Origin of the sequence: Halomonas sp. PGE1, assembly GCF_013000985.1 — a bacterium.
In the GTDB taxonomy this organism is placed as follows: Bacteria; Pseudomonadota; Gammaproteobacteria; order Pseudomonadales; family Halomonadaceae; genus Halomonas; species Halomonas alkalicola.
This window is the reverse complement of record NZ_CP053032.1, coordinates 1,778,143-1,803,278: the sequence shown is the minus strand read 5'-3', so window position 1 is coordinate 1,803,278 and position 25,136 is coordinate 1,778,143. Positions and strand designations below refer to the sequence as shown.

27 protein-coding genes and 1 pseudogene are annotated in these 25,136 nt (G+C 68.6%); 5 read left to right on the top strand and 23 right to left on the bottom strand.

The window, feature by feature from the left end; genetic code table 11:
* The first annotated feature begins 84 nt into the window (after window positions 1-84).
* Both HIR79_RS08540 and HIR79_RS08535 read left to right on the top strand, forming a co-directional pair.
* Window positions 85-927, top strand: a complete 843-nt coding sequence (locus HIR79_RS08540; protein WP_169958001.1) for an ABC transporter ATP-binding protein — start codon at window positions 85-87, stop codon at window positions 925-927.
* Entirely contained in the window at window positions 924-1,862 is a 939-nt protein-coding gene (locus HIR79_RS08535; RefSeq protein WP_169958000.1) for a ferredoxin family protein, read from the top strand. Before HIR79_RS08540 ends, HIR79_RS08535 begins: the two co-directional genes overlap by 4 nt.
* A gap of 49 nt (window positions 1,863-1,911) precedes the next feature.
* On the opposite strand, the pseudogene HIR79_RS08530 reads toward HIR79_RS08535, so the two are convergent.
* Window positions 1,912-2,028, bottom strand: a pseudogene (locus HIR79_RS08530) (iron chelate uptake ABC transporter family permease subunit); the annotation flags it as partial.
* Between the two features lie 323 nt (window positions 2,029-2,351).
* Here HIR79_RS08530 and HIR79_RS18470 point away from each other — a divergent pair.
* Window positions 2,352-2,522, top strand: coding sequence for a hypothetical protein (locus HIR79_RS18470; RefSeq protein WP_249322290.1), 171 nt, complete (start codon window positions 2,352-2,354; stop codon window positions 2,520-2,522).
* A 196-nt stretch (window positions 2,523-2,718) separates the two neighbouring features.
* On the opposite strand, the gene HIR79_RS08515 is transcribed toward HIR79_RS18470, so the two are convergent.
* The 3 genes from HIR79_RS08515 to HIR79_RS08505 form a co-directional block, all read right to left on the bottom strand.
* Window positions 2,719-3,330: a superoxide dismutase gene (locus tag HIR79_RS08515; RefSeq protein WP_169957999.1), complete on the bottom strand. Its 612-nt coding sequence runs from the start codon at window positions 3,328-3,330 to the stop codon at window positions 2,719-2,721.
* Window positions 3,331-3,637: 307 nt separating this feature from the next.
* Window positions 3,638-4,576, bottom strand: a complete 939-nt coding sequence (locus tag HIR79_RS08510) for an electron transfer flavoprotein subunit alpha/FixB family protein (RefSeq protein ID WP_169957998.1) — start codon at window positions 4,574-4,576, stop codon at window positions 3,638-3,640.
* Window positions 4,577-4,590: 14 nt separating this feature from the next.
* A complete protein-coding gene (locus tag HIR79_RS08505) occupies window positions 4,591-5,340 on the bottom strand; it encodes an electron transfer flavoprotein subunit beta/FixA family protein (protein WP_169957997.1) in 750 nt (249 codons plus the stop codon).
* Window positions 5,341-5,665: 325 nt separating this feature from the next.
* Here HIR79_RS08505 and HIR79_RS08500 point away from each other — a divergent pair, with 325 nt between their 5' ends.
* The gene (locus tag HIR79_RS08500; RefSeq protein WP_169957996.1) at window positions 5,666-7,330 is read left to right on the top strand and encodes an electron transfer flavoprotein-ubiquinone oxidoreductase; all 1,665 of its coding nucleotides are present in this window, start codon (window positions 5,666-5,668) and stop codon (window positions 7,328-7,330) included.
* Window positions 7,331-7,572: 242 nt separating this feature from the next.
* On the opposite strand, the gene HIR79_RS08495 is transcribed toward HIR79_RS08500, so the two are convergent.
* From HIR79_RS08495 to HIR79_RS08420, 16 genes are all read right to left on the bottom strand, one after another.
* Window positions 7,573-8,397: a sulfurtransferase gene (locus HIR79_RS08495; protein WP_169957995.1), complete on the bottom strand. Its 825-nt coding sequence runs from the start codon at window positions 8,395-8,397 to the stop codon at window positions 7,573-7,575.
* Window positions 8,394-10,610: an ATP-dependent helicase gene (locus HIR79_RS08490; protein ID WP_169957994.1), complete on the bottom strand. Its 2,217-nt coding sequence runs from the start codon at window positions 10,608-10,610 to the stop codon at window positions 8,394-8,396. The genes HIR79_RS08495 and HIR79_RS08490 overlap by 4 nt, the downstream gene beginning before the upstream one ends.
* A complete protein-coding gene (locus tag HIR79_RS08485) occupies window positions 10,607-11,164 on the bottom strand; it encodes a DUF1285 domain-containing protein (protein WP_169957993.1) in 558 nt (185 codons plus the stop codon). The genes HIR79_RS08490 and HIR79_RS08485 overlap by 4 nt, the downstream gene beginning before the upstream one ends.
* Window positions 11,165-11,187: 23 nt before the next feature.
* The gene (locus tag HIR79_RS08480) at window positions 11,188-12,036 is read right to left on the bottom strand and encodes a TatD family hydrolase (protein ID WP_169957992.1); all 849 of its coding nucleotides are present in this window, start codon (window positions 12,034-12,036) and stop codon (window positions 11,188-11,190) included.
* 12 nt (window positions 12,037-12,048) lie between these two features.
* Window positions 12,049-12,384, bottom strand: a complete 336-nt coding sequence (locus HIR79_RS08475) for a PilZ domain-containing protein (RefSeq protein ID WP_119022934.1) — start codon at window positions 12,382-12,384, stop codon at window positions 12,049-12,051.
* 14 nt (window positions 12,385-12,398) lie between these two features.
* The gene (locus HIR79_RS08470; RefSeq protein ID WP_169957991.1) at window positions 12,399-13,397 is read right to left on the bottom strand and encodes a DNA polymerase III subunit delta'; all 999 of its coding nucleotides are present in this window, start codon (window positions 13,395-13,397) and stop codon (window positions 12,399-12,401) included.
* Window positions 13,388-14,029 carry a dTMP kinase gene (gene tmk / locus HIR79_RS08465; protein WP_169957990.1) on the bottom strand — a complete coding sequence of 214 codons (642 nt, stop codon included), beginning with the start codon at window positions 14,027-14,029 and terminating at the stop codon, window positions 13,388-13,390. The genes HIR79_RS08470 and tmk overlap by 10 nt, the downstream gene beginning before the upstream one ends.
* A gap of 10 nt (window positions 14,030-14,039) precedes the next feature.
* Window positions 14,040-15,047, bottom strand: a complete 1,008-nt coding sequence (gene mltG / locus HIR79_RS08460) for an endolytic transglycosylase MltG (protein WP_169957989.1) — start codon at window positions 15,045-15,047, stop codon at window positions 14,040-14,042.
* A gap of 21 nt (window positions 15,048-15,068) precedes the next feature.
* Window positions 15,069-15,884: an aminodeoxychorismate lyase gene (pabC, locus tag HIR79_RS08455; RefSeq protein ID WP_169957988.1), complete on the bottom strand. Its 816-nt coding sequence runs from the start codon at window positions 15,882-15,884 to the stop codon at window positions 15,069-15,071.
* A gap of 19 nt (window positions 15,885-15,903) precedes the next feature.
* Window positions 15,904-17,142, bottom strand: coding sequence for a beta-ketoacyl-ACP synthase II (gene fabF / locus HIR79_RS08450; protein ID WP_119022939.1), 1,239 nt, complete (start codon window positions 17,140-17,142; stop codon window positions 15,904-15,906).
* A gap of 197 nt (window positions 17,143-17,339) precedes the next feature.
* Complete coding sequence (acpP, locus tag HIR79_RS08445; RefSeq protein WP_008956801.1) at window positions 17,340-17,573, bottom strand: acyl carrier protein; 234 nt, start codon at window positions 17,571-17,573, stop codon at window positions 17,340-17,342.
* 131 nt (window positions 17,574-17,704) lie between these two features.
* Entirely contained in the window at window positions 17,705-18,448 is a 744-nt protein-coding gene (fabG, locus tag HIR79_RS08440; protein WP_169957987.1) for a 3-oxoacyl-ACP reductase FabG, read from the bottom strand.
* A gap of 30 nt (window positions 18,449-18,478) precedes the next feature.
* Window positions 18,479-19,447: an ACP S-malonyltransferase gene (fabD, locus tag HIR79_RS08435; protein WP_169957986.1), complete on the bottom strand. Its 969-nt coding sequence runs from the start codon at window positions 19,445-19,447 to the stop codon at window positions 18,479-18,481.
* Window positions 19,448-19,452: 5 nt separating this feature from the next.
* The gene (gene plsX, locus HIR79_RS08430) at window positions 19,453-20,568 is read right to left on the bottom strand and encodes a phosphate acyltransferase PlsX (protein WP_169957985.1); all 1,116 of its coding nucleotides are present in this window, start codon (window positions 20,566-20,568) and stop codon (window positions 19,453-19,455) included.
* Window positions 20,569-20,611: 43 nt separating this feature from the next.
* Window positions 20,612-20,782 carry a 50S ribosomal protein L32 gene (gene rpmF / locus HIR79_RS08425; RefSeq protein ID WP_023005526.1) on the bottom strand — a complete coding sequence of 57 codons (171 nt, stop codon included), beginning with the start codon at window positions 20,780-20,782 and terminating at the stop codon, window positions 20,612-20,614.
* 32 nt (window positions 20,783-20,814) lie between these two features.
* Window positions 20,815-21,342, bottom strand: a complete 528-nt coding sequence (locus HIR79_RS08420; RefSeq protein ID WP_119022942.1) for a YceD family protein — start codon at window positions 21,340-21,342, stop codon at window positions 20,815-20,817.
* 102 nt (window positions 21,343-21,444) lie between these two features.
* Here HIR79_RS08420 and HIR79_RS08415 point away from each other — a divergent pair, with 102 nt between their 5' ends.
* Complete coding sequence (locus tag HIR79_RS08415) at window positions 21,445-22,026, top strand: Maf family protein (protein WP_169957984.1); 582 nt, start codon at window positions 21,445-21,447, stop codon at window positions 22,024-22,026.
* On the opposite strand, the gene sppA is transcribed toward HIR79_RS08415, so the two are convergent.
* The 3 genes from sppA to HIR79_RS08400 all read right to left on the bottom strand — a co-directional run bounded on the left by sppA (window position 22,018) and on the right by HIR79_RS08400 (window position 24,795).
* A complete protein-coding gene (gene sppA / locus HIR79_RS08410) occupies window positions 22,018-23,124 on the bottom strand; it encodes a signal peptide peptidase SppA (RefSeq protein WP_169957983.1) in 1,107 nt (368 codons plus the stop codon). The two genes, HIR79_RS08415 and sppA, sit on opposite strands and share 9 nt — an antisense overlap.
* 3 nt (window positions 23,125-23,127) lie before the next feature.
* Window positions 23,128-23,781, bottom strand: a complete 654-nt coding sequence (locus tag HIR79_RS08405) for an HAD family hydrolase (RefSeq protein ID WP_169957982.1) — start codon at window positions 23,779-23,781, stop codon at window positions 23,128-23,130.
* A 66-nt stretch (window positions 23,782-23,847) separates the two neighbouring features.
* The gene (locus tag HIR79_RS08400; RefSeq protein WP_169957981.1) at window positions 23,848-24,795 is read right to left on the bottom strand and encodes an RluA family pseudouridine synthase; all 948 of its coding nucleotides are present in this window, start codon (window positions 24,793-24,795) and stop codon (window positions 23,848-23,850) included.
* Window positions 24,796-25,136 lie beyond the last annotated feature (341 nt).

Sequence of the window (25,136 nt, the reverse complement as noted above, 5' to 3'; positions counted from 1 at the left end):
ATAGATCACCGAAAAATGCTGATATTCTAAATCAGCCCGATCTCCATCAGCAATTGTTAACGCACCCTAGCTGTGGCATCGCCAATGGACACTTCTCGCTCCCAAGCCTGCCGCCTGTTGGGCGAAGACCTGACCGCCGGCTACGAAGACCGCCGTGTCCTCGAGAACGTCAATTTCCGTGTTGCCGAAGGGCGCCTCACGGTGCTGCTGGGCCCCAACGGCAGCGGCAAGTCCACGCTGCTCAAGACCCTGGCCCGTACGCTGACGCCACAAAAAGGCCGTGTGTTGCTCGACGGCCAGGAGATACACCGCTACCGCACCCGCGACGTGGCCCACCGCCTGGGTATCCTGCCCCAGAGCCCCACAGCGCCAGAGGGCATGACGGTACGCGAGCTGGTCGGCATGGGGCGTTTTCCCCATCAGCGGCTGTGGCGGCAATGGTCGACACAGGACGAAGAGGCGGTCGCGGAGGCCATGGCTGTGGCGCGGATCGTGGACCTTGCCGAGCGTCCGGTGGACGCCCTTTCCGGCGGCCAGCGCCAACGCTGCTGGATCGCCATGGTGCTGGCCCAGGACACCGATCTCATCCTGCTCGACGAGCCGACCACCTTTCTCGACCTCAAGGTTCAGGTCGATCTGCTGGAGCTGCTGGTACGGCTGGCCCACGAGCGTGGCCGCACCCTGCTGGTGGTGCTACACGATCTCAACCTGGCCGCCGCCCATGCCGACGTGCTGGTGATGATGCGCAACGGACGCATCGAGCATAGCGGTCCCCCGGAGAAGGTCTTTACCGCGGCGAACCTCAAGCAGGTATTCGATCTCGATGCCGAGGTGATCAGCGCCCCCAGTACCGGTCGACCGGTCTGCATCCCGGCCTTGGGCAGTGCCGTCTCTCCCGTCAAACGCAAGGAGGAGTTGCCTGCATGAGCACCACCCAGCGTTTCTGTACCCAGGAAAGCCTTGCGCTAGGCGACCCACTGGCGGGCAGCGCCGCCCACGCCGAGCGCAATCTGCTGCTCAGCTGGCCACGGCCGAAATGGCAACGCAGCCTGCGCCAGGCCAGCGACATGTGCAACGAAGTGTCGACACGGCTCGAGGCCATTGCCGAGGCGGGACGGCGAGTCAACCTGATTCATCGGCGAGACCAACCCAATGCACGCCACTGCCTCTACCTGATGCCGGAGAATCGCCGTTTCGAAGTGACACGCAACGAACTGTCGGCTTTTCTGGCCGCACTGGAGCGGAACGAGCCGCTCGCGCACTGGGAGGCCTCCCCGCCCGGCGGAGCGCTGCTGCTGTGCTGCACCCATGGCAGGAAGGACAAGTGCTGCGCAAAATTCGGCTATGCCGCCTACAAGGCCCTGGATGCAGCAGTAACGGAACGTGACCTGCCCTTCGAGGTATGGGAAAGCACCCACCTGGGCGGCTGCCGCCTGGCAGCCAGCGCCGTGGTCTTTCCCGCCCTGCGCAAGTACGGCCGCATCGGCGAAGAGGACGTGGTGCCGCTACTAGAGAGCGAGATGGCGAACCGTCCCTACCTGCCCTGCTATCGAGGCGATTCCCGGCTCAGTCCAGTGCAGCAGTGTGCCCAGGTCGCGGCACTGGAGTGGCTGGCTTCTCGAAGCGTTCATGCTGACGTGTCGGTGGTCCAGCCAAGCGATGGACAGGAATCGAGCCAAGGATGGATAGCGATGGATTGGCGCAGCGCAAGCGACACGGGCCGACTCGCGGTGCGCTGCGAGCCCAGGATGATCCAGCGCTACGATACCTGTGCAGACCTGGCCGCAGGCCCGCCCGCAGCAAGCCAAGTGTGGGTGGCCACGCAGGTCATGGCCTCCGGGAAGACCGTGCTGTACCCATGAACTCTGCTCGAGTCACTTCGTATCCGTGCTCTCACAAGCGCCGCAGGCCTTACATGAAGTAGGCACCGCCGATCAGCGAAGCGACCAGGCCGGCGGGAATTTCATAGGGCAAGATCACCTGCCGGCCGATCCAGTCAGCCAGTACCATCAGCAGCATGATTATCAGCAGAATTAGGATTCTGCTCCGCATTTGACGTCACGCCCCCTTTTCGACAAAATGCAAATCAGTCTCATTGAGATTTCATATGGTGTCCCATGACAACGGAACGCTCTCAGCTTTACTACACATGCATCTTTCTGCATGTTTCTTTTCAGGCCGTCCACAATGCAGTGGCAAGCAAACCCAAGGGGGACGATACGCCCTGCTGGCTGGATGCCCAGATGCTGAGGATGCTGTACGACGAGCTGCAGCGTTGCCGGTAGGAGGCCTCGCCCTTCAAGGACGTCCGTGAGTCACTGGATACTGCCATCTATCATTGCGGCCTGCTCATGGCACAGTGCCCTGCCGCCCTCAACCGCCAGCTTTGCCAGCACCATCTCAAGGCCATCATGGCGCCGCTGCAGGAGGCCTCGCTGCTGCTATCGGGTGATATCCGCCGGATGACGGCCACCCAGCCTGCTTCGCCCGGCCAGCGGCTGCGTCATTGGCTCGGTTGGTAGCATCACCAAGGATTCATCATGCTCGAAGTCAAGGGCGCCATCTTCGCAATCAACGGCCCCCTGCTGAAGCCCCTCGAACATTACTCCGAGGAAGGCAAGGTCTACGGTTTGATCGGCCTCGCTGTCGCACAGGCCTAACGCAGTCGCCGCAGCCAAGAGGCTGCGGCGATTGTCGGTAAGCGCGTGCGCGCGCTGGTCAGGAGGTGGCCTGCTGGTAGCGGCGCTCCACGTCCTCCCAGTTGACCACGTTGAAGAATGCCTCGACATAATCCGGGCGCTTGTTCTGGTACTTCAGGTAGTAGGCGTGCTCCCACACGTCCAGACCCAGCACCGGCGTGTTGCCATGCATGTGCGGGCTGTCCTGGTTCAGGGTGTTCTCGACCACCAGCTTCTTCTCCGGGGTCACGCTGAGCCAGGCCCAGCCGCTGCCGAAGCGCCCAAGGGCCGCCTTGGTGAAGGCTTCCTTGAAGCTGTCAAAACCACCCAGTTCGCTATCGATGGCCTGGGCCACCTTGCCCTGGGGCTGGCCACCGCCGCCGGGCGCCATCATCTGCCAGAACTTGGAGTGGTTGGAGTGGCCACCACCATTATTGATGACCTCCTGCCGCTTCTGCTCGGGTACCCGGTCGATATTGGCCAACAGCTCGTCCACCGGCATATCTTCCAAGCCGGTACCTTCCAGAGCGGCATTGAGCTTGTCCACGTAGGTCTTGTGGTGACGCGAGTGGTGTATCTCCATGGTCATCGCATCGATATAGGGTTCCAGCGCATCATAGGCGTAGGGAAGTTCGGGTAGTGTGTGCGGCATAGGTCAGCTCCTCCATGAAGCAAACGAAATAGGGGCCGAAGCCCTCGACTCATCGGTACAGCATGGCAAAGCCTGACACTTAATGCTAATAGCTATTGTTACTGTCTTGTATAGCCAAGCTTCATAAAATCGTATCGCCATGACCAGTGCGGCCACGAAAGAAGCCGACCCTCGCTTGAGGATCGGCTTCATCCGGTATGCAACTTCCCGTTCTTTACAGCTTGCTTTCCAGCTCCGCCAGGAGCTCGAACAGGTCACCCACCAGACCGCCAGTATCGAGAGCTCGACCTGGAAGATCCCGATCTTCTTAAAGCTTGCTCTCGAGCTCCGGCAGCGCCTGGAAGAGGTCGGCCACCAAGCCATAGTCGGCCACCTGGAAGATCGGGGCCTCCTCGTCCTTGTTGATGGCGACGATCACCTTGGAGTCCTTCATGCCGGCCAGGTGCTGGATGGCACCGGAAATGCCCACGGCGATGTAGAGCTCAGGCGCGACGATCTTGCCGGTCTGGCCCACCTGCATGTCGTTGGGCACGAAGCCGGCGTCCACCGCGGCGCGGGAGGCACCGATGGCCGCGCCCAGCTTGTCGGCGATGCCGTCGAGCAGCTTGAAGTTCTCGCCGTTGCCCATGCCGCGGCCGCCGGAGATCACCACCCGGGCGGCAGAGAGCTCGGGGCGGTCGGACTTGGCCAGCTCCTCCTTGAGGAAGGTGGACTGGGCGTTGTCGGCCACGAAGTCCACCGCCTCGATGGCGGCGCTGCCACCCTCGGTCCCTCTATCAGGGCGGGCATCGAAGCCGGTGGTGCGCACGGTGATCACCTTGAGGGCGTCCTCGCTCTGCACGGTGGCGATGGCGTTGCCGGCGTAGATCGGGCGCTTGAAGGTGTCCGGGGACGCCACCGCGATGATCTCGGAGATCTGGGCGACGTCGCGCAGCGCCGCGACGCGGGGCAGCACGTTCTTGCCGGTGGTGGAGGCGGCCGCCAGCAGGTGGGTGTAGTCGCCGGCCAGCTCGTTGAGCAGCGCCGCGGTGGGCTCGGCCAGCAGGTGGGCGTAGGCGGCGTGGTCGGCCACGCGGACGCGGGAGACGCCGTCCAGCCTGGCGGCGGCCTCGGCGATGGCGGCGACGCCTTCGCCGGCCACCAGCACGTCGATATCACCGCCAATGGCCTTGGCAGCGGCGACCACATGGGCGGTGGCGCCGGCCAGGGCGCCGTCGTGATGTTCAGCGAGTACCAGAATGCTCATGAGATCCGCTCCTATCAAAGCACTTTGGCTTCGTTCTTGAGTTTGTCGATCAGCTCATCCACGGAGCCCACCTTGACGCCGCCCTGGCGCTCGGCCGGCGGCTCGACCTTGAGCAGCTTGACCTTGGAGGCCACCTCGACGCCGAGATCCGCCGGGGTCTTGACGTCCAGCGGCTTCTTCTTGGCCTTCATGATGTCCGGCAGCTTGGCATAGCGCGGCTCGTTCAGGCGCAGGTCGGTGGTGACGATGGCGGGCAGGCTCAGCTCGACGGTCTGCAGGCCGCCGTCGACCTCACGGGTCACCTGGAGCTTCTCCCCCTCGACCTTCACCTCGGAGGCGAAAGTGCCCTGGGGCAGGCCGGTGAGGGCCGCCAGCATCTGGCCGGTCTGGTTGTTGTCGGTGTCGATGGCCTGCTTGCCGAGGATCACCAGGCCCGGCTGCTCCTCTGCCACCAGCTTGGCCAGCGCCTTGGCGGCGCCCAGCGACTCGACGCGCTCGTCGGTCTCGACGTGAATGGCGCGGTCGGCGCCCAGCGCGAGCGCGGTGCGCAGCTGCTCCTGGGCGGCCTTGGGGCCGACGGTGACGGCGACCACCTCGGTGGCGACCCCGCGCTCCTTCAGGCGCACCGCCTCTTCCACGGCGATCTCGCAGAAGGGGTTCATGGCCATCTTGACGTTGGTGAGGTCGACGTCGGAGTGATCCGGCTTGACCCGAATCTTGACGTTGTAGTCGATGACGCGTTTGACCGCGACGAGTACTTTCATGGTGTCCTCGCTTGGTATCTGGTGCGGCACTGGCGTGCACACCTTCCTGAAACGGGCCGCTTAGAACGGCGCGGCATGCCTTTATATGTTTCATGCGAGCGTTTGATAGGCGCCGCATCGAAAAACCCTGTCAATGTGCCATAGCCGGGCCCATGGCAACAATCCCACCTTGGGACGCCCACCTCCTCGGCCTAACGCATCGAAGGGGGTGACCTGAGTCCGCTATTATGCCTATCATGGAGTCAGGCCAGAAGCAAACGACCGTTTTAATTGCCTTCGACGTTGGTGGCAGACCATCGGCAGCGAAGCGAGGGAGGAGACGCAAGTGGAACAAGTAGAACGCGATTCGATGGACTTCGATGTGGTCATCGTCGGCGCCGGCCCCTCGGGCCTGGCCGCGGCGTGCCGGCTGATGCAGCAGGCCAATGCCGCCGAGCAGGAGCTCACCGTGTGTGTGGTAGAGAAAGGCTCCGAGGTGGGCGCCCATATCCTCTCCGGCGCCGTCTTCGAGCCCCGCGCCCTGGCCGAACTCTTCCCCGACTGGGAGGAGCGCGGCGCCCCGCTGACCACCCCGGCGATCCGCGACGAGCTCTACCTGCTCAAGGATGCCGAGAAGGCCCAGAAGCTGCCCAACGCCCTGGTGCCCAAGTCCATGCATAACACCGGCGGCGACATGCCCCGCTACGTGATCAGCGCCGGCAACCTCTGCCGATGGCTGGCCGAGCAGGCCGAGGGCCTGGGCGTAGAAATCTTCCCGGGCTTCGCCGCCCAGGAGGCGATCGTCGAGGAGGGGGTGGTCAAGGGCATCCTGATCGGCGACATGGGCGTGGGCGCCGACGGCGAGCCCAAGGACAGCTACATGCCGGGCATGGAGCTGCGCGCCAAGTACACCCTCTTCGCCGAGGGCGCCCGCGGCCATATCGGCAAGCGCCTGATCCAGCAGTATGACCTGGCGGCCGGCCGCGACCCCCAGCACTACGGCATCGGCCTGAAGGAGCTGTGGGATATCCCCGCCGAGCAGCACGAGCCCGGCCTGGTGCTGCACGGCTCCGGCTGGCCGCTGGACACGTCCACCCACGGCGGCTGGTTCCTCTACCACGCCGAGAACCAGCAGGTGGTGGTGGGCCTGATCATGGACCTCTCCTACCGCAACCCCTGGCTGTCGCCCTTCGACGAGTTCCAGCGCATGAAGCACCATCCGGTGCTGGCCAAGCACCTCGCGGGCGGCAAGCGCATCGCCTACGGCGCCCGCGCCATCACCAAGGGCGGCCTCAACTGCCTGCCGAAGATGACCTTCCCGGGTGGCCTCTTGATCGGCTGCGACGCCGGCACCCTCAACTTCGCCAAGATCAAGGGGCTGCACACCGCCATGAAGTCGGGCCTGGTGGCCGCCGAGGCGGTCTTCGAGGCCATCGCCGGCGGTGATGAAGGGGGACAGGAGCTGACCGCCTTTACCGAGAAGTGGGAGGCGAGCTGGGCCTACGCCGAGCTCAAGGAGAGCGCGAGCTTCGGCCCGGCGATCCACAAGTACGGTACCGTGGGCGGCGGCGCCTACAACTTCGTCAACCAGCTGCTCGGCGGCAAGCTGCCCAACGTCCACGACACCACGCCGGATCACGCAGCGCTCAAGCCGGCCGGCGAATTCGAGAAGATCGACTACCCCAAGCCCGACGGCAAGCTCTCCTTCGACAAGCTCTCTTCGGTGTTCCTGTCGAACACCAACCACGAGGAGGATCAGCCCTGCCACCTGCGCCTGGCGGACCCGGAGCTGCCGATACGCGACAACCTGCCGACCTATGCCGAGCCTGCCCAGCGCTACTGCCCGGCCGGGGTCTACGAGGTGATCGAGGGGGACGACGGCAAGCCGCAGTTCCAGATCAACTTCCAGAACTGCGTGCACTGCAAGACCTGCGATATCAAGGACCCGGCCCAGAACATCACCTGGGTGGCGCCGGAAGGCGGCGGTGGGCCGAACTACCCGAATATGTAGGCATCCAGCAACCTCGCCGAGGTCGTTGCTTCTGATGGAAAGTGGCCACTGAGGCTGTTGATTCTGGTGGGAGCAACGCTTTGCGGAGCGAATGGAGACCGAAGGGCTCCCAGGCGGTGTTAGCCAACGCAAGCGACACCGCCGAGGCGCCTGCGGCGCCATTCGTCGAAGCGTCGAACCGCCGGCAGAGACGATCTCCCACCAGTAGCCTCGAGCCTCATCGAGGCTTGTGGGTACGAACGCTATTCGCCGGTGGCCAAGGGCCGTGACGGGTCGCGAATCCATTCGCTCCAGGAGCCGGGGTAGAGCCGCGGCAGCGGGCGGCCGGCCACGGCGTAGGCCAGGATGTTATGGCAGGCGGTGACGCCGGAGCCGCAGTAGGCGATCACCGCCTCGGCCTCCGGCAGCTCCCGGGCGAGCTCGGCGGCGGACTTGAAGCGACCGAAGGGGGTCAGGTTGTCGGCGCTGGGTCGACACACCGCCGCGGGGATATGCCCCGCCACCGGATCGATGGGCTCGACCTCGCCGCGGAAGCGCTCGCGGCTGCGCGCATCCACCAGCAGCGCCCCGCTCGCCTGAAGCCCGACGGCGTCCACCCACTGGTCGTCACGGAACTCCGGCACCCAGCGGCTGGCAGGCGGCGCGGCACGGTCGCCTTCCGAGAGCTCCTCACCGGCCCCCAGCCAGGCCTTGATGCCGCCGTCGAAGACCCGCACCTCCGGATGGCCGGCCCAGCAGGCCAGCATCCACCAGGCCCGCGCCGCAGCCAGCTGCCCCCCCATGTCGTCATAGAGCACCACCGGCACCTCGGGCGTGATGCCGAGGCGCTGCAGCGTCGCGGTGAAGGCCTCGCGGCTCGGCAGCGGGTGGCGACCGCCCTGCCCCGGCGGACCCGCCAGATCGCGGTCCAGGTCGAGGTGGTAGCTGCCGGGCAGATGGGCCTCCCACCACAGGGTGTGGCCGGCATCGGGATCGCCCAGGCGGGCACGGCAGTCCAGCAGCCTCGGCGGCAGGCGACTGTCGACGGCCTCGGCCAGTTCGGAAGCGGTGATCAAGGGGGGGCTCATGGGCGGTCTCCTTCCAGCAGTTCGATGGGCGCCCGGCGCGCGATCAGGCGCCGGCGGCCGGCATGGCGGAAGCGCACCTCGATCACCGGGTTGTCCGGGTCGCCCTCCACCAGGTCGATCTCGCCCTCACCAAAGACAGCATGGCGCAGGCGCTGCCCCACGTCGAAGGCGCGATAGTCGACGGTACCCTCGGCCACCCCCGGCGAGGCCGCCGAGGCCAGCGGCAGCGAGGTGCCGAGCCTTGCCAGATAGCGCTCGACCAGGACGGGACGCGACACTGCCAGCGGCGCCTCGGCCCTGGCGGCCGGCGCTGGCGGCTCCTCGTCAAGCCGCTCGGCCACCCGCTGGCACTCCTCCCAGGCGCTCTCGGCGAGGAAGCGGCTCGGCCGGTGGTCGCCACCGTCGTGGAGCAGCAGCAGCCGCTCCCGGGCCCGGGTGATGGCCACGTAGAAGAGCCGGCGCTCCTCCTCCAGACGCTGGGCGGTCAAGGGGTTGTCGCGGCTGTAGTGGGGAAAGTCCTGCTCGTTGGCCCCGGCCAGCGCCACCAGCGGCCACTCCAGCCCCTTGGCGCCGTGCACCGTGGTGATCAGCACGCCCTGTGCATCGCTCTGCACCGGCCGCTGCAGCAGTTCGATGAAGGCCGCCGGGTCGTTGCCGAGCTCGGCGGCCTGCTCCAGCAGCACGTCGAGCAGCCGCACGTCCTCCTCGCCCTTGTCACGCCGGGCCGCGGCGCGCTTGAGCACCTTCTCGGCCTCCACCGCCTCCACCACGTGCTCGAGCAGCCGCGCGGGCGGCCAGGCCGAGCGCTTGGGCAGCTCGCAGAGCAGCGCCCAGCGCTTCTTGAGGGTGCGCTGCTGGTGGGGCTTGAGGCCGGCCAGCAGCGGGTCGTGGCGCTCCGGCCAGCGCTGGGTGTCGGCCAGCACGGCGGCGAGGCGCTCCAGTCGCTCCCGGGCCACGAAGGGGGTCGGCTGGCTCAGCAGCAGCGCCAGGTGGGCGGGATCTGCCAGCAGGGCCGGTTCCCGCGCCAGGCGCAGGTAGCCGGCCAGGGCCTGGACCAGCGGCAGGCGGAAGACGAAGCGATCCTGGCGCGAGAGCCGGAAGGGTATTCCCTCGCGCAGCAGCGCCAGCTGCAGCGGCACCGAGAGCGACCAGCTGCGCACCAGCACGCAGGCCTCGTTGAGCCGGCGGCCATCCGCCTCCCAGGCCGACAGGGCCTCGAGCAGGGCGCGGCTGCCCTGGGCCTGGGCCAGGCGGGTCTTCGGGTTGCCCGGTGCGGCCAGGCAGAGCTGGTCGGGGCGGCGCCGATTGGCCTCGATGGCGTGGTTGGCGGCCAGGGCCAGGGCGTGGCCATGGCGAAAGGTAGTGGAGAGCGGGTAGTCGAGCGCGGCGCCGAAGGTGGCGGTGAAGCGCTCCAGCATGGTGTCCGGATGGGCGCCGCGCCACTCATAGATGCACTGGTTGGCGTCGCCCACCGCCATCACCTCGGCGCGATCACCGGCCAGCACCGCCAGCAGGCGCTGCTGGGCGACGTTGATGTCCTGGTACTCGTCGATGATCACGTGGTCGAGAAAGCCCTGCACGCGACCGCGTAGCCTGTCGTCGGCCTCCAGGGCGCGCAGCGGGCGGTAGAGCAGGTCCGCATAGCCCATCAGGCCATGATCGTCGAGCAGCGCCTCGGCGTGGTCGAAGGCCACCACGAAGTGCTCGGTGGCCTCGCCGAAATCGAGCCGCGCGTAGAGCTCCGCCGGCGGCAGCATCTCGGCCTTCACCAGGGCGCAGAAGTGGGCCAGGGCCTCGAGGCGTTCGGCGTCCAGGGCCGCTTCCCCCGCCTCGGGGCTATCGACCAGGGCGCGCTTGGTGGCCTGGCGCAGCAGCCGCTCGGCCTGCCAGTCGGCGGTGAGCAGCGTGCGCGGCGAGAGCGCCCCCCAGCGGGTCAGGCTGGCGGTGAGGCGGTGACCCAGGGAGTGGAAGGTACGCACGTCGGGCAGCGTCTGCCCGGCAGGCGCCATGGCGGCCAGGCGCGCCTGAAAATCCTCGCGGGCCGAGCGGTTGAACATCAGCACCAGGATCCGCTCCGGCGCCACGCCCCGGGCCAGCAGCTGCAGCACCCGGGCCACCATGGTGGTGGTCTTGCCCGAGCCGGCCACCGCCGCCACCCGTGCGTGACCGCCCGCGTGCTCGACGACGGCACGCTGTTCGGGGGTCAGCCTCACGCCGTGTCGCCGCTGTCCAGGCGCCCCAGGGGCTGCCAGACGCCGGCGCTGACCAGGCCCAGCTCCTCGCCGCCGCCTTGCAGCGGGCGGTGCTCGGCGGCCTCCACCAGCCGGTAGTAGACGTTGCGCCCGAGGCGCGCGGCGAGGCCGAAGCGTACCGGCACCTCGGGCACCGTCTCGCCGGCAGGCGTCTCGCTCAGCGACAGGCGGAGGTCCTCGCCCAACGCCAGACGGTCGCCGACGTTGGTGGTGAGCCACCAGGTGCCCTGTGCATCCGGGTCGGCGTCCACCACCACGAAGGGACGATCCTCCACCCGGATGAACTGCTTCTCGGCCGGGGTCACCAGGGCATGGCGGCCGTCATCCTCGCGGCGCAGGATCGTCGAGAGCAGCCGCACCAGTCGCGGACGTGCGATCGGCGTCCCCTCATGGAGCCAGCGTCCGTCGGCGACGATCACCAGGTCCATCTCGCCGACCTGCTCGGGATGCCAGAGATCCACCGGCGGGATCTCGCCCTCGGGATCGAGTTGGGCCAGCAGCGGGTCGAGGTTCATGGTGGCTCCAGCCTTGCAGTGAATCAGCCCAGCAGGCCCGCGCCGCGCAGCGTCTCGCGCAGCTCGGCGGGCGCCTCAGGGGCCGCGGCCCGGAACAGGCGGTAGAAGTTGGCGGTGGTCTGCATGGCAACCTCCTCCACGCTGATGCCTCGCTCGGCGGCGATGCACTCGGCGACCTCCACCACCCAGGCCGGCTCGTTGGGCTTGCCGCGATGGGGCACTGGCGCCAGGTAGGGGCTGTCGGTCTCGATCAGCAGCCGATCCAGCGGCACCTTGCGCGCCACCTCGCGCAGCGCCTCGGCGTTGCGGAAGGTGACGATGCCGGAGAGCGAGATGTAGAAGCCGTGGCGCACCGCCTCCCGGGCCATTTCGAGATCCTCGGTAAAGCAGTGCAGCACGCCGCCGATGGCCGGGTCGGTGTGCTCGCGGATCATCGCCAGGGTCTCCTCGCGGGCCTCCCGGGTGTGGATGATCACCGGCAGCTCGAGTTCGGTGGCGGCGATCAGCTGGCGGCGGAAGCGCTCGCGCTGCACCTCGCGGGAGGGCACCTTGTCCGGCGCCTTCTCCAGATAATGGTAGTCCAGGCCACACTCGCCGATGGCCACGGCGCCGAAGCGCTCGGCGGCCTCCTTGATCGCCTCGAGGCTCGGTTCCTCGGCGACGCTGTGCAGCGGGTGAACCCCGGCGGAGATCACCACGTCGTCATGGCCCCGGGCGATGGCGGCGATGCCGGGCAGCTCCTCCAGGGTCACGCCGATGGCCAGGAACTGCTTCACCCCGCGGGCGCGGGCGGCGTCCAGGGTGGCGGCGAGGTCGCCGCCATGAGTCGCGGGGTCGAGGCGATCGAGATGGCAGTGGGAATCGACAAACATGGGGGTCCTTGATTACAGCGTGTAGGTGGGCGCGCCCTTGTCCAGGTGGCCGGCCAACAGGTTCTCGATGCGATCGCGCACCGACTGGTCACCGGCACTGAAGTGGATGCCGACGCCGGGCATGCGCCGCCCGCTGACCCCTTCCGGGGAGACCCACACCACCTGGCCGGTGACCGGGACCCGGTCGCTCTCGCCGGGCAGGGTGAGCAGCAGGTAGATCTCCTGCCCCAGCTCGTAGCGCTCCCGGGTGGGCACGAAGATGCCCCCCCGCTCGAGCATCGGCATGTAGGCCGAGAGCAGGGTCTGGACATCCTGGATATTCAGCGACAGGGCCTTCTGGGCAGCCATGGGCCTCTCCTCGTTCACGAGCGCAGCAGCGCGGACCAGCGCACCAGCCAGGCTTCGAGCACCAGTTGGGGATTGGGATTGCCGCCCGCGGCCAGCAGGCGACGCTGTTCCCGGGCGTAGTCGAGCAGGCGGAACCAGTCGCGCAGTCGCGCGTTCTTCACCGCCTGGCGGTAGAGCGGCAGCAGATCGGGATTGCGCAGCTCGCCGGATTGCCCCGAGAGCCCCAGCCGGATCAGGTCCTCCAGCCAGGCGATACCGTACCACAGGATCGCCTCCGTCGACTGGCGCTCCAGCCGGGCGGCCTCGGCCACCGGTTCAGCGCCGCGTACCAGCGCCTCGAAGGTCTCGACCAGCTGCTGACGCAGCGCCCGGGAGGCCGGCTCGGCCTGGGACAGGGCGGCCAGGGGCAGCCCGCCGGCGAGCCCCAGCCAGAAGCGGGCCTCCTGCTCGTCGCCGAGTCGCTCGGCCAGCCAGGGCAGGCAGGCCGCCTCCCCGGGCACCGCCAGGCTCCAGTGCTGACAGCGTGAGCGGATGGTGGGCAGCAGGCGCGAGGGAATGTCGGCGAGCAGCACGAAGAGGGTGCGCTCCCCCGGCTCCTCGAGGCTCTTGAGCAAAGCGTTGGCGGCGGCCAGGTTCATGGCCTCGGCCGGGGCGATGAGGATCACCCGGTAGCCGCCCTGCTGGGGGGTCTGGGCCACGAAGGCGTTGACCTCGCGGATGACATCGATGCGGATCTGGCGCTTGCCCTCCTCCGGCTCCACGCGCAGCAGGTCGGGGTGATAGCCCGAGGCCAGCATGCGGCAGCCATGGCAGCTGCCGCAGGCGCTCTCACCGGGGGCGGCGCACAGGGTGCGCGCGACCAGGGCGTCGGCCAGGGAACGCTTGCCTACCCCGCGCGGCCCCGAGATCAGCAGCGCATGGGGCAGCCGGCCCGCATCGGCCAGGCGCGTCAGCTCGGCGAAGCGCGGCGCCAGCCAGGGCAGCGGCTGTCCGACCGCGGACGCTACCGCCATGCCGACACCCGCTGAGCCAGGAGCGCATCGATCTGCTCCCCGACCGCCGCCAGGGGGCGCGAGGCGTCCACCACGGCGATACGCTCGGGGGCGGCGGCGGCGCGGGCCAGGTAGGCCTGGCGCACCGCCGAGAAGAACTCGCCGCGTTCGCGCTCGAAGCGGTCCGGCGTCTCGCCGCGCAGGGCCACCCGCTCCCGGGCTGCCTCGACGGGCATATCCAGCAGCAGGGTCAGGTCGGGGGCGAGGCCCCGCTGCACGAAGCGCTCCAGCTCGGCGATGCGCGCGGGGTCGATGCCCCGCCCGCCGCCCTGGTAGGCGAAGGTGGCATCGGTGAAGCGGTCGCAGACCACCCAGGCGCCGCGCTCCAGCGCGGGGCGAATCACCCGCGCCAGATGCTGGGCCCGGGCGGCGAAGACCAGCAGCAGCTCGGCATCGACGTCCAGCGGTTCCTCGACGTCGGGGTCGAGAAGCAGGCGGCGGATCGCCTCGGCCCGCAGGGTACCGCCGGGCTCGCGGGTCTGCACCACCTCGAGCCCCCGAGCCTCGAGCCAGGCGACCACCCGGGCCAGGTTGGTCGACTTGCCGACCCCCTCGCTGCCCTCCAGGGTGATAAAGCGTCCGCGCGCGACCATCCGAGCCTCCTTACTGGCGGTTGCGGATATACCGATTCACCGCGTTGTTGTGCTCGCGCAGGGTGCGCGAAAAGTGATGGGTGCCGTCGCCCCGGGAGACGAAGTAGAGGGTGTCGCCGGGCAGCGGATCCACCGCGGCCTCCAGCGACGCCCGGCCGGGCATGGCGATGGGCGTCGGCGGCATGCCGTCGATCACATAGGTATTGTAGGGGGTCGCCTCGCGCAGGTCGGCGCGGGTGATGCGGCCGTCATAGCGCTCGCCCATGCCGTAGATCACGGTGGGGTCGGTCTGCAGGCGCATCCCGGTCTGCATGCGCCGCTTGAACACGCCGGCGATCTCGCGGCGCTCCTCGGGCGCACCGGTCTCACGCTCGATCAGCGAGGCCATGATCAGCGCCTCGTAGGGCGACTCGATGGTGAGGTCGTCGGCGCGCCCCTCCCACACCTCCTCGAGGATCGTCTCCATGCGGGTGAGCGCCTGGCGCAGGATCTCCACGTCGCTCACCCCCTTGTGGTAGCGGTAGGTGTCGGGGAAGAACCAGCCCTCGGGATGGACGCCCTCGCGGTCCAGCAGCGCCATCACCTCCTCGTCGGAGAGGCCGGCGGTGCGGTTCTCCAGCTTGGGGGCGTTGTCCAGCAGCTGGCGCATCTGACGGAAGGTCCAGCCCTCGGGGATGGTCAGCGGGTAGGTGACCACCCGGTCGCTGCCGAGCAGCGCCACCAGCTCGCGCCCGCTCATGCCCGGCTCCAGCATGTACTCGCCGGCGCGCAGGCGCGGCACGCTGTCGGGCTCCAGACGGGTCAGCAGGCGGAAGGCCCAGTCGTCCTCGATCATTCCGCGCTGGGCCAGGTCGGCCACCACCCGGTTGTAGCCGGCGCCGCGGGGCACCTCGTAGAGGGTTGGCTCGCTCACCGCGATGGGCGCCTCGAGCCGGGATTCCCAGTAGCGGTAACCACCGAACAGGGCGCCAGCGGCCAGGATGGCCAGCACCAGCAGGATCTTCAGCACACGCAGCATCGGCGTCCTCGTCGTCTCAAGTCAGGTCGGATCGGGCAGTGGATAGCCCAGCAGGCGATGGGCCTCGGCCTGGAAGCCCCGGTGCAACGGCGCAAGGAACCAGCGCTGCCGCTCGACGCCGTCGGCATCATCGAGGCGCACCACCGGCCAGACCCCCTGCACCGAGTTGCCGAGCCACACCGCCTCGGCCGCGATGAGCGCCTCGGGCCCGGCCTCCACCTCGGCGATGGAGAGGCGCTCCCTCAGGGCCTCGCGCAGGGTGCCCGCCACGCCGCAGCGGTCGAGGCGGGGCGTCTCCAGGCGGCCGTCACGCTGCCAGAAGAGGTTCATGGCGGTCGCCTCCACCAGCCGGCCATCGCTGTCGCAGAGCAGCCCCTCGGCAACTCCTTCGTCGTCCCACTCCGAGCGGGCCAGCACATTCTCCAGGCGATTGAGGTGCTTGAGGCCGGCCAGCGCCGGCTGGATGCCCAGCCGCAGGCGGCAGTGTCGCACTCGCACGCCCTCCCGCCAGCGGTTTTCCGCAGGGGCGAAGGTCGCCAGCTGCCAGCGCAGGCGAGGCTCGGGGGACGCCGGCGGCCGGTAACCGCGGCCACCGCTGCCGCGGGTCAGGATCAGCTTGAGTATCACTAGCCCCGGCCCCGCCTCGGCCAGGGGAGCGGCCAGTTCACGCTCGGCGGGCATCGGAATGCCCAGGGCATGGCAGCCGCGCACCAGCCTCGCCAGGTGCTCATCCCACAGCAGCGGACGGCCATCGCGCAGCAGCACGGTCTCGAACAGGCCGTCGCCGTAGGCGGCCCCGCGGTCGTCCAGCGGCCAGCCACCCTGCCCGTCACGCATCGGCTTGCCTACCCCCGGGTCAGACCCGGGAGAAGATCAGGGTGCCGTTGGTGCCGCCGAAGCCGAAGGAGTTCGACAGCGCCACGTCGATCTTCATCTCGCGAGCGGTGTGCGGCACGTAGTCGAGGTTGCAGCCCTCCTGGGGGTTATCCAGGTTGATGGTGGGCGGCGCCACCTGGTCGCGGATGGCCAGGATCGAGAAGATCGCCTCCACGGCGCCGGCGGCGCCCAGCAGGTGGCCGATCATCGACTTGGTGGAGCTCACCGCCACGGACTTCGCCGCCGCGCCCATCACCTTCTCCACGGCGCGGCTCTCGGCAAGGTCGCCGGCCGGGGTGGAGGTGCCGTGGGCATTGATGTAGTGGATGGCCGAGGCATCGATGCCGGCATCCCTCACGGCATTGGCCATGGAGAGCGCCGCGCCGCTGCCGTCCTCGGGCGGGGCGGTCATGTGATAGGCGTCGTCGCTCATGCCGAAGCCGGTCAGCTCGGCGTAGATGGTCGCCCCGCGCGCCCTGGCGTGCTCGTACTCCTCCAGCACCAGCACCCCGGCGCCATCGGAGAGCACGAAGCCGTCGCGGTCGCGGTCCCAGGGGCGGCTGGCCGCCTCGGGCGCCTCGTTGCGGGTCGAAAGCGCTCGCGCCGCGGAGAAACCGCCCAGGCCCAGCGGCGTGGTGGCCATCTCGGCCCCGCCGCAGATCATCACGTCGGCGTCACCGTAGGCGATGGTGCGGGCGCTATAGCCGATATTGTGGGTGCCGGTGGTGCAGGCGGTGGTGATAGCGATGTTGGGGCCGCGGAAGCCGTGCTGGATGGCCAGGTTGCCGGAGATCATGTTGATGATCGAACCGGGCACGAAGAAGGGCGAGATGCGCCGCGGGCCGCTCTTGAGCATGGCGCTGTGGTTGTGCTCGATCATCGGCAGGCCGCCGATGCCGGAGCCGATGGCCACGCCGATGCGCGCGGCGTTCTCCTCGGTGCACTCGATCCCGGAATCCTGAATCGCCTGGGCCCCTGCCGCCACCCCGTACTGGATGAAGAGGTCCATCTTGCGGGCCTCCTTGGGATTCAGGTAGGGACTGATGTCGAAGTCCTTCACCGAGCCGCCGAAGCGGGTATTGAAGCCGCTGGCATCGAAGTGCTCGATGGGGGCGATACCGCTCTTGCCGGCCTTGATGTTGGACCAGCTCTCCTCGACGCTATTCCCCACCGGCGTGACCAGTCCCAGACCGGTCACCACTACCCTTCTACGTGCCATCAGTGTTCCTCCAGACATCCAGTATGACAGGGCTCCCCCGCGAGGAGCCGTCCTTTGCGCGCATTATACCGAGTCTCCCCGCCATGCGCTGCCCTGACAAGCCTCGTATCACCCTGCCACGAAAAAGCCGCCTCGCGAGGCGGCTTTTCTCCGGGGAAGCGGTTCCCCGCGTCAGGCGGCATCGACCGCCACCAGGCTTACTGGTGGGCGTTGACGTAGTCGATGGCTTCCTGGACGGTGGTGATCTTCTCGGCTTCTTCGTCCGGGATCTCGGTATCGAACTCTTCTTCGAGCGCCATGACCAGCTCGACGGTATCCAGGGAGTCGGCGCCCAGGTCCTCGGTGAAGGAGGAGCTGTTCTGGATGTCCTCTTCCTTGACGTTCAGGCGCTCGGCCACAACCTTCTTCACGCGCTCTTCGATGGTGCTCATTATGACGTACTCCAGTCGTTCAAATTGGCCGTCCAGATGACCAGCCGTTGGGGTTCCAGATCCGCAGACGGAAGCTGCGGGGTAGTTTATAGACGCCCCGGGGCCGGCGCAACCGCCGCCCCGGAAGGGTCTCAACGCATGTTCATCCCGCCGTTGACGTGCAGCGTCTCGCCGGTGATGTAGCTCGCCGTGTCGCCGGTAAGGAAGCCCACCGCCGCGGCAATTTCCTCCGGCTGGCCCAGCCGCGCCAGGGGAATCTGGCCCAGCAGCATCTTGTGCTGCTCCTCGGGCAGCGCCTCGGTCATGTCGGTGGCGATGAAGCCCGGGGCCACCGCATTGACGGTGATGGCGCGAGAGGCGACCTCGCGGGCCAGGGCCCGGGTGAACCCCTCCATGCCCGCCTTGGCGGCAGCATAGTTGGTCTGCCCAAGGTTGCCCATGGTGGCCACCACCGAGCTGATGTTGACGATGCGGCCGAAGCGCGCCCGCGTCATGCCGCGCAGGCAGGCCTTGCTGACGCGATAGATCGAGGTGAGGTTGGTGTCGACGACGTCGCTCCACTCCTCTTCCTTCATGCGCATCAGCAGGTTGTCGCGGGTGATCCCGGCATTGTTGACCAGGATGGTCGGCGCACCGAACTCCTCGCTGACCGCCTTGACCAGGGCCTCGACGCTGGCCGCGTCGGTGACGTCGAGCCGGCGCCCGGCGCCCTGGATCCCCTGGGCCTTGAGATCGGCGTCGATCTTCTCGGCGCCGGCATCGCTGGTCGCGGTGCCGATCACGATGCGCCCCTGACGGCCCAGCTCATGGGCGATGGCCCGGCCGATGCCGCGGCTGGCCCCGGTGATCAGGGCAACTCTCGTTTCGGTTGTCATGGTGTTTTCGCCTTCGTCCTGAGGAATGGTTCAGCCGTTGGTCGAGCCGCCGTTGGCGACGCTGCGGGCCAGCTCCAGGGCCGCCTCGAGGCTGTCCGGGTCGTTGACGGCCAGCCCCTTGCTGCCCCGGGCGATGCGCTTGCCGAGCCCGGTGAGGACCTTGCCAGGCCCGCACTCGATGAACACCTCGGCGCCGCCCTCGACCATGGCCTCGACGCAGGAGGTCCAGCGCACCGGGCGATAGAGCTGCTCGATCAGCCGGGTACGCAGGGTCTCGGTATCGGCGTGGGCCTGGGCATCGACGTTCTGGAAGACGGTATAGCGTGGGGCACGCAGCTCGATGGCGGCCATCGCCTCGGCCAGGCGCTCGGCGGCGGGCTCCATCAGCGCACAGTGGGAAGGCACCGAGACAGGCAGCGCCATGGCACGCTTGGCACCGGCCGCCTGGCAGGCGGCGATGGCGCGCTCCACGGCGGCACTGCCGCCGGCGATCACCACCTGACCGGGGGCATTGTAGTTGACCGCGGAGACCACCTCGCCCTGGGCGGCCTCGGCGCAGGCCTGCTCCACCACGCCATCGTCGAGACCGAGGATCGCCGCCATAGCGCCCTGACCCACCGGCACCGCCGCCTGCATCGCCTCGCCGCGCAGGCGCACCAGCTTGACGCCCTCGGCGAAGCTCATCACGCCGGCGCACACCATGGCGCTGTACTCGCCGAGGCTGTGACCGGCCATGGCACCGGGGCGCGGCCCCTCCAGCTCCTGCCAGACCCGCCAGATGGCGACGCTGGCGGTGAGCAGGGCCGGCTGGGTGCAGGCGGTGGCATTGAGGGCGTCTGCCGGCCCCTCCTGCACCACCTGCCAGAGGTCATAGCCCAGCGCGTCGGAGGCCTCCTCGAAGGAGGTACGCACCACGCTGTAGCGTTCCGCCAGCTCCCGCAGCATGCCGATCTGCTGGGAACCCTGCCCGGGGAACACGAGGGCGAGGGATTGAGTCATCTTGGTCACCTTTGCTCTTGTTGGCTGTCATCACCACCGGAAATCCCCGGCGTGAGGAAGTCGGGATCGCTGGCGACTCGACCGGCTCTGCCGATCGACTCGCCAACGCCCCGCCGTGGGGCCAGACCCGCCGCCAGGCAGCGCGGCAGGTCATGCCGGACCTCCTGAACCGCCCGCAGCACCGCATAGTGGAAGCCAGCGGCATCGGCACCGCCGTGGCTCTTCACCACGATGCCGCCAAGGCCCAGCAGACTGGCGCCATTGTAGCGCACCGGATCCAGCTCGCCCTTGAGGCGGCGCAGCGCCGGCCGCGCCAGGGCCCCGACCAGGCGGCTGCTCCAGTGGGCCTCGAAGGTCGCCTGGACCCGCGCCACCAGCATGCGCGCCAACCCTTCGCTGGCCTTGAGCACGGCGTTGCCGACGAAGCCGTCGCACACCACCACGTCCACCTGGCCGGCGAAGATGCCGTCGCCTTCCACGTAGCCACGATAGTCGAGTCCGCCGAGGGCACGCAGCCGCGCATCGGCCTCGCGAACGCTGGCCGTGCCCTTGGTGCCCTCGACGCCGACGTTGAGCAGCGCCACCCGGGGGGCCTCGATCCCGTCCACATGACGAGCCATCAGCTCACCCATCAGGGCAAAGTCCACCAGCCGCTCGGCGGAGGCCTCGACGTTGGCCCCCAGATCGAGCAGATAGCAGCGCCCCTGGCTGCGGGTCGGAATGGCAGTGCTGATCGCCGGACGCGGAATGCCGGCCACGGTGCCCAGCGCCTGGCGCCCCAGCGCCACCAGGGCACCGGTGTTGCCGGCGCTGACCCCCGCCGCGGCGTCGCCGGCCGCTACCGCGGCCAGCATCCTGGCCATGCTGCTGGCCTGGCCATGGCGCAGGGCGTCGGCGGGGCGCTGACCGGGGGCGATCACCTCGGCGGAATCCACGACCTCCAGACGCGAACCAGCCGCGACGAGACGCCGCGGCAGGCAGGAGATCTCTCCCTCCAGCTGTCGACGCGGGCCGAACAGCAGGAGCGAGAGACGGGAGTCCTGGAGGGCCGCACTGGCCGCTCCTCGCACGGTGGCGCGGGGACCGAGGTCACCGCCCATCGCATCGATGGCGATTCGCACGGGGCGTCAGCGGCCAGGCGTCACCGAGAGATGCGTCGTCGCTTCAGGCGTCGACGACCTTGCGACCACGGTAGAAGCCGTCCGGAGAGACGTGGTGGCGCAGGTGAGTGGTACCGGTTTCCTTGTCCTGGGACAGGGCCGGAGCGCTCAGGGCGTCGTGGCTACGACGCATGCCGCGCTTGGAACGGGTCTTGCGGTTCTGTTGAACTGCCATGGGATGTCACTCCAGAGTAAAACGATGATGAATCAGGATTTGCCCTTGAGGTGCCTGAGCACATCGAAGGGGCTCGCTGCGGGCTCCCGGGATGCCACGGCATCCTCCCCGCTGGTCAGCTGGTCGCGAGAGACCTCACAGTCGGCCTCATCGTGGTAAACCACCTGAGGCAGGCTGAGGATCAGTTCGTCCTCGACCACCGTCAGCAGGTTCAGCTGTTCGTCTTCCACCAGCACCGGCTCATGAGTGCTCGGCAACTCGGCTGCCAGATCGTCGCTGGTGACCATCCCCAGCAGGAACTCGCTCTCCACATGCTGCGCCAGGGGCGACAGGCAGCGCCGGCACGGCAGCTGCAGGTCGGCCTCCAGGCGGCCATGGATCACTCGGCGTCCCTGGGCGTCGATGCCGAAATCGAGGGTGACGCGAATATCGCCGGTCTGGGCACCGACCTCTTCGGCCAGACGTGCAAAATCGGCGAGGGCCATCAGGCCCTCGAGTCGCTCGGCGCGGGCTGCAAGCTTGTAGGGCTCGACCCTGCTGGGAAGTCGTGTGGTCAACATAGGCGCGCAATGATAGGCACTCCCCCCTCCCCTGTCAAAGCCGCCGTTGACCGTTCGGCTCATGCTACCCTCGTTCATCCATCCGCCACCGGAAAAGCCCCCATGCCACGACTCGTCCTCGCCTCAGGTTCTCGCTGGCGCCGCCAGCTCCTGGATCGCCTGGAAATCCCCTACGCCTGGCAGAGCCCCGACATCGACGAGACCCCGCACCCGGGGGAGGCGCCGGCCACCCTGGTGCACCGGCTGGCGCTGGGCAAGGCCCAGGCCCTGGCCGAGGCGTGGCCCGACCACCTGATCATCGGCTCCGACCAGGTGGCCCTGTTCGACGGCGAGATCCTCGGCAAGCCAGCCGATGCCGCCGCCGCAAGACGCCAGCTGGCGCGCTTCTCCGGACAGCGGGTGCGCTTCCTGACCGGCTTGGCCCTGCTGGACACGCGCCGTGGGCGCCACCGGGTGACCCACGAGACCTATGACGTGGTGTTTCGCCGGCTCGGCGAGGGCGAGATCGCCCGCTACGTGGAGAAGGAGCTGCCGCTGGAGTGCGCCGGCAGCTTCCGCATGGAGGGGCTGGGGATCACCCTGTTCGAGAAACTCGAGGGCGACGACCCCAACACCCTGATCGGCCTGCCGCTGATCCGCCTCTGCGCCATGCTGCGCGAGGCAGGCCTCGACCCGCTAGGGTAGCTGGTAGCGCAGCGGGGAATCGGCGCGGGGCACGCCCAGCAGTTCCATGGCGACGCGGCCGAACTGCCGGGAGAAGCGCTCGAAGGGATCCAGGCGCGGAGTGTAGTCCCGCACCCTGGGCTCGGCCAGCCGCTCCCGGGCCAGGCCGCCCAGGCTGCCGATGCCGTCCACCAGGCCGAGCGCCACGGCCTGCTCGCCGCTCCACACCAGGCCGCTGAACAGTCGCTCATCCTCGCTCAGGCGATCGCCCCGCCCTTCGCGCACGGCCTCGATGAACTGGCGGTGGGTGGTGGCCAGCACCGATTGCCAGAAGTCGCGCTGCTCGGGCGCCAGCTCCGAGAAGGGGTCGAGGAAGGCCTTGTTGTCACCGGCGGCAAAGACACGCCGCTCCACGCCCAGGCGCTCGATCGCCTCCTCGAAGCCGAAGCTGGCCGAGATCACCCCGATGGACCCCACCAGGCTAGCGGGAGCCACCAGGATCTCGTCGGCCGCCGCGGCTATATAGTAGGCGCCGCTGGCCCCCACATCCTCGATCACCGCGATGATCGGCTTGTCGCCCTCGCCGCGCAGCCGCATGATCTCGTCGAAGATGCGCTGGGACTGCACCGGGCTGCCGCCGGGACTGTCGATCTGCAGCACCACCGCCACACTCTCCTCGGCCTCCCAGGCGCGATTGAGCCCGGTGATGATGCGCTCGGCACTGGCCGGCGACTCCGAATCGATCACGCCGCGCACCTTGACCACGCCCAGGTGCGGCCCGGAAGCGGCACTGCTGCCGGGGGGGCCGGCCACCAGGCTGTAGAGGGTCGCCGAGAGCGAGGCCAGGATCAGCGCCGCGAACAGGAAGCGGAAGAAGAGCTTCCAGCGTCGCGCGCGACGCTGCTCCGTCAGCACCCCGCCGATCCAGCGGTCCATCATCTCCAGCTGCTGGAGGCGCTGGCGCTCGCGCAGGGCCTCGGCGCTCTCGGCCTGCGCCGCGACCGGCTCCGCCGGGGTGCGGCGCGCCTCGCGCTCCTCGCGGGCCTGCTCGGGGCTGCGCTCCTCCCCCTGGGTCCAGGGGTCCTGTGTGGTGCCATGCTTCTGGTCGTCGTCACTCATGCCTTACCTTCCCTGCAGCCAGTCGAAGAGCTCGGGCACCGCCTCGGCGGTGAAGGTCGGCCGGCTGGCCGCCAACCGCGCGGGCGCATGCACCCCCCAGGTCACCGCCACCCGGTCCATGCCGATGGCCCGGGCCATCTCCAGGTCATACTCGGTATCCCCCACCATCACCGCCTCCTCCACCGCCACCTCGAGCTCGGCCAGCAGCTCGTCGAGCATCTGCGGGTGCGGCTTGGAGCGGGTCTCGTCGGCGGTGCGGCTGGCGTGGAACCAGCCCCCGCTGCCGCTGTCGCGAAACACCCGATCGAGGCCGCGGCGGCTCTTGCCCGTGGCCACCGCCAGACGCTGCCCGCCACGGCCATGCAGGTCGGCAAGCCCCGCCTCCACCCCGGAGAAGAAGCGCATGGGCGTGTCGCTGCCCTCGACGAAGTGCCAGGAGTAGCGGCTGCGCAGCAGCTCGGCGCGCTCCGCGTCGATGCCGGGACACAGGGTGGCGATCGCCTCGGGCAGCCCCAGGCCGATGATGTTGCGGATGCTCTGGGGCGAGAGCTCGCCCCAGCCGGCGTCCCGCGACGCCGCCTGCATGCAGTCGACGATGCGCGCCGCCGAGTCCATCAGGGTGCCATCCCAGTCGAAGATCACCAGTCGATAGCGCATTGTCCTCTCCGTGTGGTCGATGCCCGAGGTCGATGAATCGGGTCGTTGAATCGAGTCGAACAGGGCTCAGGCGTCGCGACGGGCCCGGGCCAGCACCGCCTGAAGCTCATCGGGCAGCGGCGCCTTGATCTGCACCGGGCGGCCGCTGGTGGGCTCGGGGAAGCTCAGCGATTCGGCGTGCAGGAAGAGCCGCGTCACGCCGAGGGACTCGCTGAGCCGCTGGCTGTCGCGACTGGCATACTTGTCGTCGCCCAGCAGCGGATGACCGGCATGGGCAGCGTGCACGCGGATCTGGTGGGTCCGCCCGGTGACCGGTTCGGCCTCCAGCAGGGTCACCCTCGGAAAGGCCTCGCGCACCGCGAAACGGGTGCGGGAGACCTTCCCTGCCGGATCGACCCGCACCCGACGCTCGCCGTTGGCCAGGGTGTAGCGGTCCAGCCGCGCCGCCACGTAGTCGCGCCGCGCCGGCCAGCGACCGGCCACCAGGGCCAGGTAACGCTTGTCCATTTGCTGCTGCTTGAGGGCCTCGTTCAGTGCCAGCAGCGCCGGGCGCGACTTGGCCAGCAGCAGACAGCCGGAGGTGTCGCGATCCAGGCGGTGCACCAGCTCCAGGAAGTCGAGATCCTCGCGCACCTGGCGCAGCGCCTCGATCAGGCCGATCTTGACCCCGCTGCCGCCGTGCACGGCGAGCCCCGCCGGCTTGTTGATCACCAGCCAGTCGCGCCCCTCGACCAGCACGCTGCCGGCCAGCAGGTTGCGCAGGTTGTCACTCACCTCCCGCACCGCCTCCCGGGGCGAGAGCTTGAGAGGCGGTATGCGCACCAGATCACCGACCGCCAGGCGGGTGTCCGGCTTGACGCGCTTCTTGTTCACCCGCACCTCGCCCTTGCGCACGATGCGGTAGATGAGCGCCCGCGGCGCCCCCTTGATCCGGGTCATCAGGAAATTGTCGACCCGCTGGCCATCCTGACCTTCCGTCACCTCGACCCACTGTACGTCGCGCCCTTCGGCCATGCCGAGACTCCACTGCCGGAAACTGCCAAAAGGCGCATTCTATCGCAGTGGGCTCCCCGGCGCGCCAATTGCTGACGCGGCCCGGTTGCTGTTATATTGCCAGTTCGCTCCAATGGGCCAAACCAGGCCCTCTGGCGCCTGCCCGACAGACACGCAGGCCGGAGCGAAAAGATCAGGCCGCGACGACGTCGACACGTCCCGCCGCCCGCAGCAACGGAAACACAGCGATACAGCGCCACGCCCGGATCCCCCCGATGTTTCCCCCGTCATGGAACTTCGGCAGGCCACGGGACACGTTCAACAGCGTGCCGGAGACCGGCGGCGGCGAATCGATGAATGCC

What these genes read in the sequence shown, in the direction of transcription:
- HIR79_RS08540 (WP_169958001.1), top strand. Translation starts at nt 85, where the DNA reads ATGGACACTTCTCGCTCCCAAGCCTGCCGCCTGTTGGGCGAAGACCTG.
- HIR79_RS08535 (WP_169958000.1), top strand. Translation starts at nt 924, where the DNA reads ATGAGCACCACCCAGCGTTTCTGTACCCAGGAAAGCCTTGCGCTAGGC.
- HIR79_RS18470 (WP_249322290.1), top strand. Translation starts at nt 2,352, where the DNA reads ATGGCACAGTGCCCTGCCGCCCTCAACCGCCAGCTTTGCCAGCACCAT.
- HIR79_RS08515 (WP_169957999.1), bottom strand. Translation starts at nt 3,330, where the DNA reads ATGCCGCACACACTACCCGAACTTCCCTACGCCTATGATGCGCTGGAA.
- HIR79_RS08510 (WP_169957998.1), bottom strand. Translation starts at nt 4,576, where the DNA reads ATGAGCATTCTGGTACTCGCTGAACATCACGACGGCGCCCTGGCCGGC.
- HIR79_RS08505 (WP_169957997.1), bottom strand. Translation starts at nt 5,340, where the DNA reads ATGAAAGTACTCGTCGCGGTCAAACGCGTCATCGACTACAACGTCAAG.
- HIR79_RS08495 (WP_169957995.1), bottom strand. Translation starts at nt 8,397, where the DNA reads ATGAGCCCCCCCTTGATCACCGCTTCCGAACTGGCCGAGGCCGTCGAC.
- HIR79_RS08485 (WP_169957993.1), bottom strand. Translation starts at nt 11,164, where the DNA reads ATGAACCTCGACCCGCTGCTGGCCCAACTCGATCCCGAGGGCGAGATC.
- HIR79_RS08480 (WP_169957992.1), bottom strand. Translation starts at nt 12,036, where the DNA reads ATGTTTGTCGATTCCCACTGCCATCTCGATCGCCTCGACCCCGCGACT.
- HIR79_RS08475 (WP_119022934.1), bottom strand. Translation starts at nt 12,384, where the DNA reads ATGGCTGCCCAGAAGGCCCTGTCGCTGAATATCCAGGATGTCCAGACC.
- HIR79_RS08470 (WP_169957991.1), bottom strand. Translation starts at nt 13,397, where the DNA reads ATGGCGGTAGCGTCCGCGGTCGGACAGCCGCTGCCCTGGCTGGCGCCG.
- tmk (WP_169957990.1), bottom strand. Translation starts at nt 14,029, where the DNA reads ATGGTCGCGCGCGGACGCTTTATCACCCTGGAGGGCAGCGAGGGGGTC.
- mltG (WP_169957989.1), bottom strand. Translation starts at nt 15,047, where the DNA reads ATGCTGCGTGTGCTGAAGATCCTGCTGGTGCTGGCCATCCTGGCCGCT.
- pabC (WP_169957988.1), bottom strand. Translation starts at nt 15,884, where the DNA reads ATGCGTGACGGGCAGGGTGGCTGGCCGCTGGACGACCGCGGGGCCGCC.
- fabF (WP_119022939.1), bottom strand. Translation starts at nt 17,142, where the DNA reads ATGGCACGTAGAAGGGTAGTGGTGACCGGTCTGGGACTGGTCACGCCG.
- acpP (WP_008956801.1), bottom strand. Translation starts at nt 17,573, where the DNA reads ATGAGCACCATCGAAGAGCGCGTGAAGAAGGTTGTGGCCGAGCGCCTG.
- fabG (WP_169957987.1), bottom strand. Translation starts at nt 18,448, where the DNA reads ATGACAACCGAAACGAGAGTTGCCCTGATCACCGGGGCCAGCCGCGGC.
- fabD (WP_169957986.1), bottom strand. Translation starts at nt 19,447, where the DNA reads ATGACTCAATCCCTCGCCCTCGTGTTCCCCGGGCAGGGTTCCCAGCAG.
- rpmF (WP_023005526.1), bottom strand. Translation starts at nt 20,782, where the DNA reads ATGGCAGTTCAACAGAACCGCAAGACCCGTTCCAAGCGCGGCATGCGT.
- HIR79_RS08420 (WP_119022942.1), bottom strand. Translation starts at nt 21,342, where the DNA reads ATGTTGACCACACGACTTCCCAGCAGGGTCGAGCCCTACAAGCTTGCA.
- HIR79_RS08415 (WP_169957984.1), top strand. Translation starts at nt 21,445, where the DNA reads ATGCCACGACTCGTCCTCGCCTCAGGTTCTCGCTGGCGCCGCCAGCTC.
- sppA (WP_169957983.1), bottom strand. Translation starts at nt 23,124, where the DNA reads ATGAGTGACGACGACCAGAAGCATGGCACCACACAGGACCCCTGGACC.
- HIR79_RS08405 (WP_169957982.1), bottom strand. Translation starts at nt 23,781, where the DNA reads ATGCGCTATCGACTGGTGATCTTCGACTGGGATGGCACCCTGATGGAC.
- HIR79_RS08400 (WP_169957981.1), bottom strand. Translation starts at nt 24,795, where the DNA reads ATGGCCGAAGGGCGCGACGTACAGTGGGTCGAGGTGACGGAAGGTCAG.